The sequence below is a fragment of the Gelidibacter pelagius genome (assembly GCF_017581925.1).
Lineage (GTDB): Bacteria > Bacteroidota > Bacteroidia > Flavobacteriales > Flavobacteriaceae > Gelidibacter > Gelidibacter pelagius.
Genome location: NZ_JAGEVG010000003.1, coordinates 208,176 through 220,597, shown reverse-complemented (window position 1 = coordinate 220,597; position 12,422 = coordinate 208,176). Strand labels below are relative to the sequence as shown.

Annotated in this window: 14 protein-coding genes; 7 read left to right on the top strand and 7 right to left on the bottom strand. The window is 37.9% G+C overall.

Annotated features, from left to right (window positions below; all coding sequences use genetic code 11):
- From dapB to J4051_RS04065, 4 genes are all read left to right on the top strand, one after another.
- Positions 1-702, top strand: coding sequence for a 4-hydroxy-tetrahydrodipicolinate reductase (gene dapB / locus J4051_RS04080; RefSeq protein WP_208232583.1), 702 nt, complete (start codon positions 1-3; stop codon positions 700-702).
- 108 nt (positions 703-810) lie between these two features.
- Positions 811-2,355 (top strand): signal peptidase I, encoded by a 1,545-nt coding sequence (gene lepB, locus J4051_RS04075; protein WP_208232582.1) that lies wholly within the window; start codon positions 811-813, stop codon positions 2,353-2,355.
- Positions 2,356-2,367: 12 nt separating this feature from the next.
- Complete coding sequence (locus J4051_RS04070) at positions 2,368-2,988, top strand: WbqC family protein (protein WP_208232581.1); 621 nt, start codon at positions 2,368-2,370, stop codon at positions 2,986-2,988.
- The gene (locus J4051_RS04065) at positions 2,988-3,302 is read left to right on the top strand and encodes a DUF6122 family protein (protein ID WP_208232580.1); all 315 of its coding nucleotides are present in this window, start codon (positions 2,988-2,990) and stop codon (positions 3,300-3,302) included. The genes J4051_RS04070 and J4051_RS04065 overlap by 1 nt, the downstream gene beginning before the upstream one ends.
- A gap of 366 nt (positions 3,303-3,668) precedes the next feature.
- On the opposite strand, the gene J4051_RS04060 is transcribed toward J4051_RS04065, so the two are convergent.
- The 7 genes from J4051_RS04060 to J4051_RS04030 all read right to left on the bottom strand — a co-directional run bounded on the left by J4051_RS04060 (position 3,669) and on the right by J4051_RS04030 (position 10,324).
- Positions 3,669-4,691 (bottom strand): endonuclease/exonuclease/phosphatase family protein, encoded by a 1,023-nt coding sequence (locus J4051_RS04060; RefSeq protein WP_208232579.1) that lies wholly within the window; start codon positions 4,689-4,691, stop codon positions 3,669-3,671.
- A 4-nt stretch (positions 4,692-4,695) separates the two neighbouring features.
- Positions 4,696-5,568, bottom strand: coding sequence for a rhomboid family intramembrane serine protease (locus tag J4051_RS04055; RefSeq protein ID WP_208232578.1), 873 nt, complete (start codon positions 5,566-5,568; stop codon positions 4,696-4,698).
- Positions 5,565-6,314, bottom strand: coding sequence for a rhomboid family intramembrane serine protease (locus J4051_RS04050; protein WP_208232577.1), 750 nt, complete (start codon positions 6,312-6,314; stop codon positions 5,565-5,567). The genes J4051_RS04055 and J4051_RS04050 overlap by 4 nt, the downstream gene beginning before the upstream one ends.
- A gap of 28 nt (positions 6,315-6,342) precedes the next feature.
- Positions 6,343-8,193, bottom strand: coding sequence for a DNA mismatch repair endonuclease MutL (gene mutL, locus J4051_RS04045; RefSeq protein WP_208232576.1), 1,851 nt, complete (start codon positions 8,191-8,193; stop codon positions 6,343-6,345).
- A complete protein-coding gene (locus J4051_RS04040) occupies positions 8,193-8,474 on the bottom strand; it encodes a riboflavin synthase subunit beta (protein WP_208232575.1) in 282 nt (93 codons plus the stop codon). Before J4051_RS04040 ends, mutL begins: the two co-directional genes overlap by 1 nt.
- A gap of 595 nt (positions 8,475-9,069) precedes the next feature.
- A complete protein-coding gene (ribH, locus tag J4051_RS04035) occupies positions 9,070-9,552 on the bottom strand; it encodes a 6,7-dimethyl-8-ribityllumazine synthase (RefSeq protein ID WP_208232574.1) in 483 nt (160 codons plus the stop codon).
- A gap of 4 nt (positions 9,553-9,556) precedes the next feature.
- Positions 9,557-10,324, bottom strand: coding sequence for a YfgM family protein (locus J4051_RS04030; protein WP_208232627.1), 768 nt, complete (start codon positions 10,322-10,324; stop codon positions 9,557-9,559).
- A gap of 134 nt (positions 10,325-10,458) precedes the next feature.
- On the opposite strand from J4051_RS04030, the gene recF reads away from it, so the two are divergent.
- The 3 genes from recF (at position 10,459) to J4051_RS04015 (ending at position 12,407) form a co-directional block, all read left to right on the top strand.
- Positions 10,459-11,541 carry a DNA replication/repair protein RecF gene (recF, locus tag J4051_RS04025; RefSeq protein ID WP_208232573.1) on the top strand — a complete coding sequence of 361 codons (1,083 nt, stop codon included), beginning with the start codon at positions 10,459-10,461 and terminating at the stop codon, positions 11,539-11,541.
- 86 nt (positions 11,542-11,627) lie between these two features.
- Positions 11,628-12,047 (top strand): lipocalin family protein, encoded by a 420-nt coding sequence (locus J4051_RS04020; protein ID WP_208232572.1) that lies wholly within the window; start codon positions 11,628-11,630, stop codon positions 12,045-12,047.
- Positions 12,048-12,110: 63 nt separating this feature from the next.
- Complete coding sequence (locus J4051_RS04015) at positions 12,111-12,407, top strand: DUF721 domain-containing protein (protein ID WP_129016796.1); 297 nt, start codon at positions 12,111-12,113, stop codon at positions 12,405-12,407.
- Positions 12,408-12,422 lie beyond the last annotated feature (15 nt).

Below are 12,422 nucleotides of genomic sequence, written 5' to 3'. Positions count from 1 at the left end.
ATGAAAATAGGTCTTTTAGGTTATGGAAAGATGGGAAAAATCATCGAACAGATCGCCCTCAAGCGACAGCATTACATCACTTTAAAAGTTGACAAAGACACGGAAAACTATGTTCTCCAAAATATAGATGTCGCCATAGATTTCAGCACACCTGATGCTGCTGTAGATAATATTACAAATTGTTTTAACCACAATATTCCCGTGATTTCTGGGACTACAGGTTGGTTAGAACATTATGATAAGGTTGTCGCTTTATGTAAAGAGAAAAACGGCACTTTCCTTTACGCTTCAAATTTCAGTCTTGGTGTGAATATCTTTTTTGAATTGAACAAAACCCTTTCTAAACTCATGGCAAATCTTCCAGAATACGAAATCAGCATGGAAGAAATACATCATACCCAAAAGCTGGATGCCCCTAGTGGTACCGCGATTACGTTAGCAGAGGAAATTCTTAAGAATTCAAAATACGGCACCTGGACACTTGATGCCGCAAAACCAAAGGACTTACATATCAATTCCAAACGCATTGACAAGGTTCCAGGAACCCATGAAGTGACCTACCGCTCATCCGTAGATACCATCGAAATTAAACATACGGCTCATAACCGCGAAGGATTTGCTCTTGGCGCTGTGATAGCAGCAGAATGGATTGCAGGAAAAAAAGGCGTATTCTCAATGAAAGATGTGTTAAACATTGGTTAACTTATTGACAGTTTTTTAGTTACGATTTATCATTTACAATATATTTGTTAACGGGATTTAAAATCCAACCATTAAATCCCTAATTTTTACATTAATAACTACGATCAGATGACATTTACAGAATGGTTTATTTTCTTTTTCGTGATTCAGGTCATACATGGACTTGGCACATGGAAATTATACATTAAAGCTGGCCGACAAGCTTGGGAAGCTTTTGTACCGGTATATAATGCGGTAGTTTTAATGAAAATCATCAACAGACCTTGGTGGTGGACGATTTTACTGTTCGTTCCTATTGTCAATTTGATCATGTTTCCTGTGGTCTGGGTTGAAACAGCCAGGAGTTTTGGAAAAAACACGACTACCGATACGGTTTTAGCACTGATTACTTTAGGCTTTTACAATTATTACCTAAATTATTTTGCAGATGTCGTTCATGTTAAGGACAGAAGTTTACATCCAAAATCGGCTGCTGGCGACTGGATCAGCTCTATTTTATTTGCTATTGTTGCGGCAACAATTGTCCACACCTATTTTATTCAGCCCTTTACCATCCCGACTTCCTCCTTGGAAAAAACATTGTTGGTGGGCGACTTTCTATTTGTGAGTAAATTCCATTATGGGGCGAGACTTCCAATGACCACAGTGGCGGCACCGATGGTACATGACACCATTCCGATTTTAAATATCAAATCTTATCTTTCAAAACCTGAATTGCCTTATCTAAGACTTCCAGGTTTTCAAAAGATCAAACGCAATGATATTGTCGTTTTCAACTGGCCTGTCGATACCATGTTAGACATGCGTCATACCGATAAATTCTACTATAAACCTATCGATAAAAAGACCAACTATGTCAAGCGTAGCGTAGGGATCCCTGGCGACACACTCTCCATAAGAGATGGCTATGTGTACATTAATGGCAAACAAAATGCTCTGAACGATCGCGCACGAATTCAGTTTTCTTATGATGTGACTTTTAAAGGCCAAATCGCTTCAAATGCCCAGGTCTATGAAATCCTGAAGCGTTTTGACATGACCGATGGTCTAGGCTATGACCAACAAACCGAAAAATGGATCATTCCTGCAGCGACTGAAGAAGCAGTGGCAAGAGCAAAAAATCACCCAAATATTGCTTCCATAGAAATCAGAAAAGATTCTTTGGGTCAACGTGATTCTGGGATATTTCCTATGAATCCTGCCTATAATTGGAATAATGATTATTTCGGTCCTTTATACATTCCCGAGAAAGGAAAAACCATCACTTTAACCGCTGAAAATCTTCCATTGTATAAACGTGTCATCGATGTTTATGAAGGCCGTGAACTCTCTGTAAATGGCAATCAAATCAGTATTGATGGCCAGGTGACCAACCAGTACACCTTTAAACAGGATTATTATTGGATGATGGGAGATAATCGCCACAATTCACAGGATTCCAGAGTTTGGGGTTTTGTCCCTTTTGATCACGTGGTTGGGAAACCTGTACTGGTATGGATGAGTTGGGACGGCATTAAAAATCCGCGTTGGGAACGCTTTTTCACCACCGTTGGTGGCAATGGAAAATTAGTGTCTTACTTCATTCCTTTCTTAGTGTTATTAGGTGTTTGGTTTGGATTTAATGCATGGCGTAAAAGGAAAGCTAATAAATAGTCGATTTCTACCATGGACATCCTACTTCACCCTACCTATTTCCCGAGCATTGCACAATGTGTCGCAATGGTTCAGGCAGAAAAGGTGAATTTTGAAGTCTGCGACAATTATCAGAAACAAACCTATAGAAACCGAATGACCATATACGCGGCTCAGGGCAAAATCCCATTGACCGTTCCTGTGGTTTATTCTCAAAAAAACAGGCAGCTTTACAAGGACATCAACATTTCGAATGATGAAAAATGGCAGGACTTGCATTGGAAATCGATTCAATCGGCTTACAGTAGCTCTCCATTTTTCGAGTTTTATGAACATGATCTGGTACATCTTTTCACTGAAGAAGTAATACAATTGATGGATTTTAACTTTAAATGCTTGGATGCCATTTTAGAATGTCTGCAATATGATTTGAAGATTGAAAAAACAACTGAATTTGAACTGAATCCTTCACAAGAAAAAGATTATCGATATTTAGTCAACCACAGAAAAGAAACCGAACAACAGCTCAAACCTTATGTGCAAGTATTCGATGACAAACACGGATTTATTTCAAATCTGAGCGTTCTCGATTTAATTTTCAATGAAGGTCCGAATGCTCTATTGTATCTTGAAAAACAACAATTACCTGTATAATGCTGCAATCCTTCATACATTACGGAATTCATTTTGGACTACCTTTAGTTGTGGCGTTTATATTTTTTAGATCAAATTGGAAAACTGCCTATTTGATCATGATTGCGACCATGCTCATCGATCTCGATCATCTTTTGGCAACCCCACTATTCGATCCGGGACGCTGCAGTATTAATTTCCACCCGCTTCACACCTATTATGCAATGGCTGTTTATGTTGGATTTTTATTTTTCAAAAAAACACGGATTTTGGGCATCGGATTGGTGATTCATATGATTGCAGACGCAACGGATTGTTGGATGATGACGCTTTGAGGGTCAAGATTCAAGATTCAAGATTCAAGATTCAAGACTTGCCCGAACGTACCTTTTTAGGTATGGGCGGGTTGAAGATTCAAGATTTTTTAAGGGTAATAAAAATAGTTGAGAAATGTACTGTTTCAGCTAAATAATTTCTGTGATATTCTGTGACCCGAGCGATATCGAACTGGCGAAGCAAAACCGCGGGAGAAATCTAACATAACGATTTACAATTTACGATTTACGAAAAATAAAAAAAAGCCATATCAGGAAGTTGTACAAAGAAATATCTACGCATTTGTACATATTCATAACTCTGAATTCATAACTCGAAACCCAATTGCCAACTGAGACTATAGGCTGCAAACTGAAGACTGCCAACTACCTCACCTTCACCCTACTCATTATCGGAAAATGGTCTGATAACTTGACATCATAGGTCTTAAATCCGTTAATTTCAAAATTCTGATCCACCAGAATAAAATCAATCCTCACCGGAAAGAATTTAAAATCGAAAGTACGCCCAAAGCCATTTCCAGCTTCTACGAAAGCATCTCTGAGATCGTTACCTTTTATTTCCTTATACACATAAGAATAAGCGGTATTATTAAAATCGCCACAAATAATGGTCTTATATGGACTTTTGGACTTATGTTCCAAAAACAAATCGGTCTGGGCCTGTTGCAACCTAAATGTGCTACCGACACGTCTAAATAGATTTTCGGCCGCTTCATTTTTTAAGGGATCGGTATTGGCATCAATTTTTAAAGATTGTAAATGCACATTATAAATCCTGATTGTATCCTTACCTGTCACAACATCAGCGAAAATAGCATTATTATAGGTATTTGGGAATTCGATGGATCCTGTATTGATGATTGGAAATTTAGAAAATATGGCTTGGCCATTTTTAATCCGCTCACCTCCAACAGCTTCAAATCTATAGTATTTCTTTAAAACCAACCCATCATCAGGTCTATACTCTTGCATGCTGATGATATCTGGCTTCTTATCCTCAATAAACTGACTGATGTCTTGGGCAGCATCTATATCAGGAATCCACTTAAAAACGTTGAACAAGCGCACGTTGTAGTTCATTACGGCAATATTATCAACATCATCTACTTGTTTTGATGCTGAAATCTTATATAGCGAAGTCAGATGGTTAAAACCTATCAAAAGAACAATCAAGGATAATAAGAGTTGTTTTTTGACCTTTAAAAGCCAATAGACTACAAAAAGAAGATTAACGATAATTAAAAAAGGAACCGTGAGACTTAATACGGACAAAAAAGCGAAACGTTTAGGTTCAATATATGGTAAGATGTAGGCCAGCAAAAGCGTCGTTGCCGCAATTGAATTGAAGAAAAACAAAAACTTATCAATAAGATTCAGTTTTTTCATGGTTTTAGTCTTTGGCCTTAAACAAAAAAGCTTTTTCTTCTTCCGTCAGGCTTTCATAACCACTCTTACTGATCTTATCCAAAATGAGATCGATTTGTTTCTGCTTACTAAACTCCTTAAACTCCGATTTTTTATGACCCGCAACCGAGTTCGATTTTCGTTTGTGGACTGTTTTCAACGGTGACTTCTTTCCGCTTTTAAAAAGGTTGGCGACAGCGTCCATAAGCTTTTCGAAGCCTTTCCCAATGTCATTTCCTTTGATCAACTGAGTGGCATAAAAATACCCCAAAGCGACGCCACCCAAATGGGCAATATTGCCACCTTGGTTTGAGCCAAAAAGGCCAATGACATCAAAGGCAACAAGCGCAACGCCTAAATGCCATAGTTTTATATTGAAAGCAATCAACCTCACCTGAGTGTTCGGCATATATGCACATAAAAAAATCAATAAGGCCCTTACGCCAGCCGAAGCGCCAACCAGAGCACTAGCCGGTTTCAAGAAGTCTTGCGGAAGCACGTTATAGGCAAAAAGAAAAAAGAGTCCGCCCAGAATAATGCCCAAAAAATAAACATTTAAAGTGAGTTTAGGGCTGAATAAATTGAGCATCATTTGTGATACAAAATAGAGTACCAACATATTGAACAACAAATGAAATAAACCATAGTGGGTAAAACCATAAGTGATGATGCTCCAAGGCTTAAAGAGAAAATCACCGGCGTCTTTTGGCAATTCCAGCCAGTACAAGCTCCCGCCCGTCTTAACAATGAGTGAAAGCAACAGCCCAACTAGGAAAACAACCACATTGATAGCGATTATCTTCTCAAGCACATTGAGATGCCTCAATTTCTCTTGAATATCGTGATTTAGTGATTTCATCTGTCCCATCTGTTTTTATTGAACTGCGTTTTTTTCCAATACCACATCATTAAAAACCCAGTCAAAGCACCACCAAGGTGGGCAGCATACGCGGTATTGCTCGGACTGAAAAACGATTGTCCTGTAACTGCTGAAATGAAATCCAATAAGATAATTCCTGGAATAAAGTATTTAGCCTTTATGGGAACAGGTAAAAATATGAGCATTAATTTGGATTCTGGATACAACATACCAAAAGCGACCAAAACTCCAAAAATGGCCCCAGAAGCACCCAGCATTGACGAATTAAAAATATAAAACATGGATTGCAGCTGATCTGTTTGTACGGCGTTAACACCTTGCATAACTCTTCCTGTGCTCATCGTTTCATGAATTTGGGAAGATGTAAAACCGGCGGAAAGGATATCTGACTCTAAAGGTAAATATTGTAAATAGTAAGTTCCCAACATTACTAAAGCCGCTCCCAAACCTGCTGAAATATAAAAGAAAATAAATTTTCTTGCTCCAAAAACCTGCTCTACTGCGGTCCCGAACATCCATAGTGCGAACATATTAAACAGAATATGCATAAAGTTGCCATGCATAAACATGTGGGTAATGATTTGCCAAAATTTAAAAGCATCATTCTTTGGGAAATGCAATGCAAACAAATCATCCAACAAACCTGGTTGCATGGTCATTTTTGCAATAAAAAACAACACATTGATGATGAGCAAATGCTTAACGGTATCTGTAATTCCTCTCATTCTTTACTGATCTTTTCTTTAATTAAAATTACATAAATTTTCTGTCAACCTCATCAATCGTCATCGTAATAAATGTGGCTCTATTAGTTGGTGAAACCGATGGGTCTTTACACGCAAACAGGCTATTCACCAAATGTTCCTGTTCTAAGTTTGACAGTGATTGTCCGGTTTTAATAGCCAAGCTCTTTGCCATGGATTTTGCCAACAAATCGGTGGCACTAAAATGACTATCAGGCACCTCCTGTTCCACATCGCTAATAAGTTGTTCCAAAATCATAGACACTTCGCTATCGGGTACATTTATTGGAAGCCCGGTGATTTCAACCTGGTCTTCATCAATAACAGAGAACACAAAACCTGTAGCTTCCAAATCAGCTTTTAATTGCTTTAAAATAGTCAATTCCGACCCTGTAAAATGCAATTGCAATGGAAACAACAATTGTTGGCTCACCGCTTCCTTAACGGTCATACTTTTCAACAAACCTTCATATAAAATCCGCTGATGTGCCCTATTTTGATCGATCATCAACATGCCAGATTTTATGGTGCTGATAATGTATTTATTCTGAAATTGATACGTACTTTGCGTGGTTTCTATTTGTGATTTGTCATCAAACAAAGAGGATTTTTCAGGTTCACTTTCAAATTCTACCTGACTAAAATCTTGAGTATCACGTGTGCCTTTTGACTCTAAGCCAACGTACAAGCTATCCCAATTGCTCGGTGTTTGCTTTTTAAATGCTGTGACCTGCTTGCCGGCAATCCGCTCTTCCCGAAATGGGTTGTAATTTCTGTCCACCTCAACCGTTGGTGTTGAAGCACCTTTATCTTTGTAGTTGTAAGGCGTGTCCAGATTGGTATCATAATCAAAATCCAAAACTGGTGCAATGTTGAATTGCCCCAAGCTATGTTTGACCGACGATCTCAATATGGCATAAAGCGTATGTTCATCATCAAATTTTATTTCAGTTTTTGTAGGATGGATATTGATATCAATCGATTTTGGATCGACCGTTAGATTTAAAAAATATATGGGGTGATTCCCGTCTTTGATCAAGCCTTCAAACGCGGCGTTAATGGCATGATTAAGGTAAGGACTTTTAATAAAGCGATTATTGACAAAAAAGAACTGTTCTGATCTACTTCTTTTTGCGAACTGCGGTTTACCCACAAATCCAGAAATTGTCAAGACTTCAGTAGTTTCCTCTACAGGAACAAGTTTCTCATTGGTTTTTGTTCCAAAGATATTGACCACGCGTTGGCGGTAATTGCTTTCGGGCAAATTGAAAAGCTCACTGCCATTATGGTACATCGCAAAAACAACCTTAGGATGTGCTAAAGCCACACGATGGAATTCATCAATAATATGGCGCAATTCGACCGTATTCGATTTTAAAAAGTTGCGACGCGCTGGAATATTAAAAAACAAATGCTTCACGGCAATAGATGTTCCAGTTGGCGTAACTGTTACTTCTTGGGTTTTAATTTCGCTCCCTTCAATATTTATTAGGGTTCCGAGTTCATCTTCATCCTGTTTAGACCTCAATTCTACATGAGCAATAGCAGCAATACTTGCCAAAGCCTCACCTCTAAATCCTTTAGTATTCAAGCTAAACAGATCATCGGCAGAACGGATTTTGGAAGTTGCATGGCGCTCAAAACTCAATCGCGCATCGGTCGCACTCATGCCTTTCCCATTATCAATCACTTGAACCAAGGTCTTGCCAGCGTCTTTAATAATTAACTTGATTGATGTCGCTTCAGCATCAAGCGCATTTTCCATCAATTCCTTGACTACAGAAGCAGGACGTTGCACGACCTCTCCTGCTGCAATTTGATTAGCAACATGATCTGGTAAAAGTTGAATAATATCTGACATTAGCCTTTTGAAAAGAATATTGACAAATCGAAGCCTATGATTAACAGAAAAATGAATATTAAAATTCCGATGATAATCAGCGTTCGTTTGTTGGCCGAGGCATCAGGTGTATTTTTATAATCGTCCCAAGCGTTTTCGAATTTCCCTTTTAAACCAACTTTTCCAACCGTTTTTCTGTGTTCATCAAATTTATGCTTGATCTCAAAAGGATTCTCTTCACCTTTATAGTACCGTGGTGTGTAGCTAAACTTTTTGTTTTGACGTGTTTTAAAGATGCTCATAATTTCTAAATTTCGTAGTTACTTAAAACATACCAAATAACAATTACCATACCTAAAAAAATTAGGAGCATAGGTAATGTTCGCGCTTTTCTCTTGCGCTTTGTTCTTTGACGCCATTTGGATTCAAATTCATTCGAATTGTCCTTCTGATGCTCTTTGAGATGTCTTGGCGTGTAACTGAAACGTTTAGGTTGACGCTGATTAAATAAATTCACTATTGAACGCTTTGCCTTTGTGAACTTCAAATGTACTCAAAATACGAGGAAAAACGATGCTTTTACTGCTAAAAATTGTTAATAAAGGAGCGGGAAGCACGGAGCTTGAAGTTGGAAGTTAGGGTGACCGATGGCGGATGACCGAGGACTCCTGATCGTCGATTGCTGAAAGTTTATTAAACAGCGTTTCGCCAAGAGCCTCAGAATAGGACAAAAATATACGTGAATTCGTAGCTAAAAAAACACACGACTAGTGGCCAACCTCCTCCTGATCACAGCATCCTACTTACTGAAGACTGAAAACTGTCTACTGATGACTGAAGACCGCCTACTGATGACTGATGACTGAAGACTGAAGACTGCCTACTGAATACTGAAGACTATAAGCGACGTAATACCGCCATTTTGATAGCAGCTACAGCAGCTTCAACACCTTTATTGCCGTGTTTACCGCCTGATCGTTCAATGGACTGTTGCATAGTATTATCTGTCAGCACGCAAAAGATTACTGGAGTGTCGTGCATCACATTCAAATCTTTGATACCATGTGAAACGGCTTCACATACAAAATCAAAATGCTTGGTTTCACCTTGAATGACACAACCTATGGCAATCACAGCATCGACCTCATGCTCTTGCATTTTTTTACTACCATAGATCAGCTCATAGCTCCCTGGAACATGCCAACTAATGATATTATCAGGTAATGCCCCGTGTTCAATTAACGTGTCGAGAGCGCCTTTGTATAGGTTGTCCGTGATATTATTGTTCCATTCTGAAACAACAATCCCAAATCGAAAGTCTTTCGCATTTGGGATTGTGTTTTTATCGTAGTATGATAAATTTTGATTTTTTGTTGCCATTTCTTTACAAACTTGCTTGTGCTTTTCCTATAAAGGCATCAATATTGTTAGCCTCATTAGAGCTTGGATAGTTTTCTTTTATGGTCGTAAAGTGATCCAATGCTTTTTTGCTTTTACCTAAACTCAATGCCACATTGCCCGCTTTAAATAAAAACATTGGCGTGGTATAATCGTTTTTGTTCATATTAGCCGCCTTTTCATAGTAGCTAAGAGCGTCCTCAGGCTGATTCAATTGAATAAATGCATCTCCAATTCTTCCGTTGGCAATCGGTCCCAACATTGCATCCTTGCTTGAGAAATCACCCAGATATTTAACCGTGTTGGTGTAATCATTCAAACTATAATAGGCCATTCCAGCATAATAGTTAGCCAGATTAGCTGCTGGTGTTCCGCTGTATTCATCAATAATGTCCAACATCCCATATTTCCCTTCACCTCCATTCAGAGATAAAGTATATAATGAATCCTTAGCGGCTGCGCCATTAAGGGCTTGTTCAAAATATTGTTGAGCTTTGAACATTTCGTTCATTGCTTCACTCGCTTTAGGTTCTGCAACAAATTTGTTGTAAGCCAAATAGCCTAAAACAACAACTACAATAGTTGCAACTGCACCAATAATATAATTCTGGTTTTTTACAGCCCATTCTTCAGTTCTTGAAGCGGACTCATCTAAAGTATTAAATACCTCAGCCGTTGTTGAGTTTTCTTCTAAAGCTTCTGTCTTTTCAGCCTTCGTTTTCGGTTTGTAACCTCTTTTCTTATAAGTTGCCATATCGTCATAATTAATGCGCCGCAAAATTAAAATTTTTATTGGTATATAAAAGGTATATTATTTGTTATTTTTCAATAATTTGCACTTCCTTTCGCAATGTTGACAAACAATCTTTTTTTAAAGCGAATTTTTACATGATTTTAAACTCACTTTCCTTACTGAACTACAAAAATTTCGACAGTCAAAACTTCACTTTTGACCATAAGATCAATTGTTTCGTAGGCGCCAATGGCATTGGAAAGACGAACGTTCTGGATGCTATTTACCATCTGTCTTTTGGGAAAAGTTATTTCAATCCGATAGCGTCTCAAAATATTAAACATGGTGAAGATTTTTTTGTTGTGGAAGGCATTTTTGAGAAAGACAATCGTGAAGAAAAGATTCTTGTTTCGCTAAAAAAGTCGCAAAAAAAGATGATTAAGCGGAATTCTAAGGCTTATGAAAGATTTAGCGACCATATTGGCTTCATTCCTTTGGTGATAATTTCTCCAGCCGATAGAGATTTGATCATTGAAGGCAGCGAGACTAGGCGAAAGTTTATTGACAGTGTAATTTCGCAAAGCGATAAAAATTACCTCAATCAGCTTATCAATTACAACAAGATTTTACAACAGCGAAATGCGCTATTGAAGTATTTTGCACTTAACAACACGTTTAACGCACAAACGCTGGAAGTTTATAACGAACAATTGCACACTTACGGTTCAGAAATATTTACCATCAGAAAAGCGTTCTTGGAAACCTTTATCCCAATTTTCAAAACCCGCTACAATGCGATCAGCAATCACCAAGAACCTGTGCACCTAAGTTACAAAAGTGATTTGTTTGAAAACGATTTGAAGTCGCTTTTAAAAATCCATATCAATAAGGATAAGGCGCTCCAATACACCTCTGTTGGGATTCATAAAGACGATTTGAGTTTTGAGATTGACGATTTTCCGATTAAAAGATTCGGAAGCCAAGGACAGCAAAAATCATTCTTGATTGCCTTAAAATTGGCGCAATTTGATTTTATAAAACAGCAGAGTGGCTTTTCTCCTATTTTGCTTTTGGACGATATTTTTGATAAATTAGATGAAAATCGCGTGGCACAAATCATTGGACTGGTCAATAATGAGAATTTCGGACAGCTTTTTATTAGCGATACACATGCTGATAGAACCGAAGCTATTATCAAACAGGTGCATCAATCTTATAAAATATTTAAACTAAAATAACGAAATCAAAATCTAAAATTCCAATCGTGCTCAATAGTTTTGGAGTCTGGTACTTGAATTTTGTAAATTGAATACACGAAATCCTTATGAAAAAATATACAGTTTTAATTTTTGGCCTTATTTTATTAAGTTGTTCCAATGATCCAAATGCCTTAATCGAACATTTAGACGGTTATTGGGAGATTGATGAAGTCACTATGGCCGATGGCTCCAAACGCGATTACACGTACAATGATACTGTAGACTACTTTAGCATCTCCGATAGTTTAACTGGGTTTAGAAAAAAAATGAAGCCGAGTTTTGACGGCACCTATTCAACCTCTGACGATTCTGAGAGCCTAAATCTGAAAATTGAAAATGACAGCTTGAACATTTATTATACAACTCCTTTTGCCAACTGGAAGGAAACCGTTTTAGATGCTACTGAGGAAAAGCTATTAATTATAAATGACCAAAAGATAAAGTATCTATATAAACGCTTTGAACCGATAAATGTGGAGAAATAAAATTTCCTCTCTGCCCCGGCAGGCATGCAAAAAACTGAGTTTAAAAGATTAATAAATTCCAAAATGGCAAGACGTAACAAAGACAACCTTTCTATCAGTGACCTTCTCAAAGAATTTGTAGACACCAACAGACTCCAACCAGGTTTGGACAAAGTGAACGTCAAGGACGCTTGGGCGCAAATGATGGGTAATGGTGTCAACAACTACACGACAGCCATACAATTGGAGCGTGACACACTTTATGTACAACTCAGTTCCAGTGTTCTACGGGAAGAGCTCAGTTATGGCAACCAAAAAATCATTAAAATGTTAAATGAAGCACTCGGCAAAGAGGTGATAAAAAAATTGGTGCTTCGTTAAAAATTAACCTGTCCG

Bases quoted from the DNA above. Each gene is read 5' to 3' on its own strand.
- dapB (WP_208232583.1), top strand. From the start codon at position 1: ATGAAAATAGGTCTTTTAGGTTATGGAAAGATGGGAAAAATCATCGAA.
- lepB (WP_208232582.1), top strand. From the start codon at position 811: ATGACATTTACAGAATGGTTTATTTTCTTTTTCGTGATTCAGGTCATA.
- J4051_RS04070 (WP_208232581.1), top strand. From the start codon at position 2,368: ATGGACATCCTACTTCACCCTACCTATTTCCCGAGCATTGCACAATGT.
- J4051_RS04065 (WP_208232580.1), top strand. From the start codon at position 2,988: ATGCTGCAATCCTTCATACATTACGGAATTCATTTTGGACTACCTTTA.
- J4051_RS04060 (WP_208232579.1), bottom strand. From the start codon at position 4,691: ATGAAAAAACTGAATCTTATTGATAAGTTTTTGTTTTTCTTCAATTCA.
- J4051_RS04055 (WP_208232578.1), bottom strand. From the start codon at position 5,568: ATGAAATCACTAAATCACGATATTCAAGAGAAATTGAGGCATCTCAAT.
- J4051_RS04050 (WP_208232577.1), bottom strand. From the start codon at position 6,314: ATGAGAGGAATTACAGATACCGTTAAGCATTTGCTCATCATCAATGTG.
- mutL (WP_208232576.1), bottom strand. From the start codon at position 8,193: ATGTCAGATATTATTCAACTTTTACCAGATCATGTTGCTAATCAAATT.
- J4051_RS04040 (WP_208232575.1), bottom strand. From the start codon at position 8,474: ATGAGCATCTTTAAAACACGTCAAAACAAAAAGTTTAGCTACACACCA.
- ribH (WP_208232574.1), bottom strand. From the start codon at position 9,552: ATGGCAACAAAAAATCAAAATTTATCATACTACGATAAAAACACAATC.
- J4051_RS04030 (WP_208232627.1), bottom strand. From the start codon at position 10,324: ATGGCAACTTATAAGAAAAGAGGTTACAAACCGAAAACGAAGGCTGAA.
- recF (WP_208232573.1), top strand. From the start codon at position 10,459: ATGATTTTAAACTCACTTTCCTTACTGAACTACAAAAATTTCGACAGT.
- J4051_RS04020 (WP_208232572.1), top strand. From the start codon at position 11,628: ATGAAAAAATATACAGTTTTAATTTTTGGCCTTATTTTATTAAGTTGT.
- J4051_RS04015 (WP_129016796.1), top strand. From the start codon at position 12,111: ATGGCAAGACGTAACAAAGACAACCTTTCTATCAGTGACCTTCTCAAA.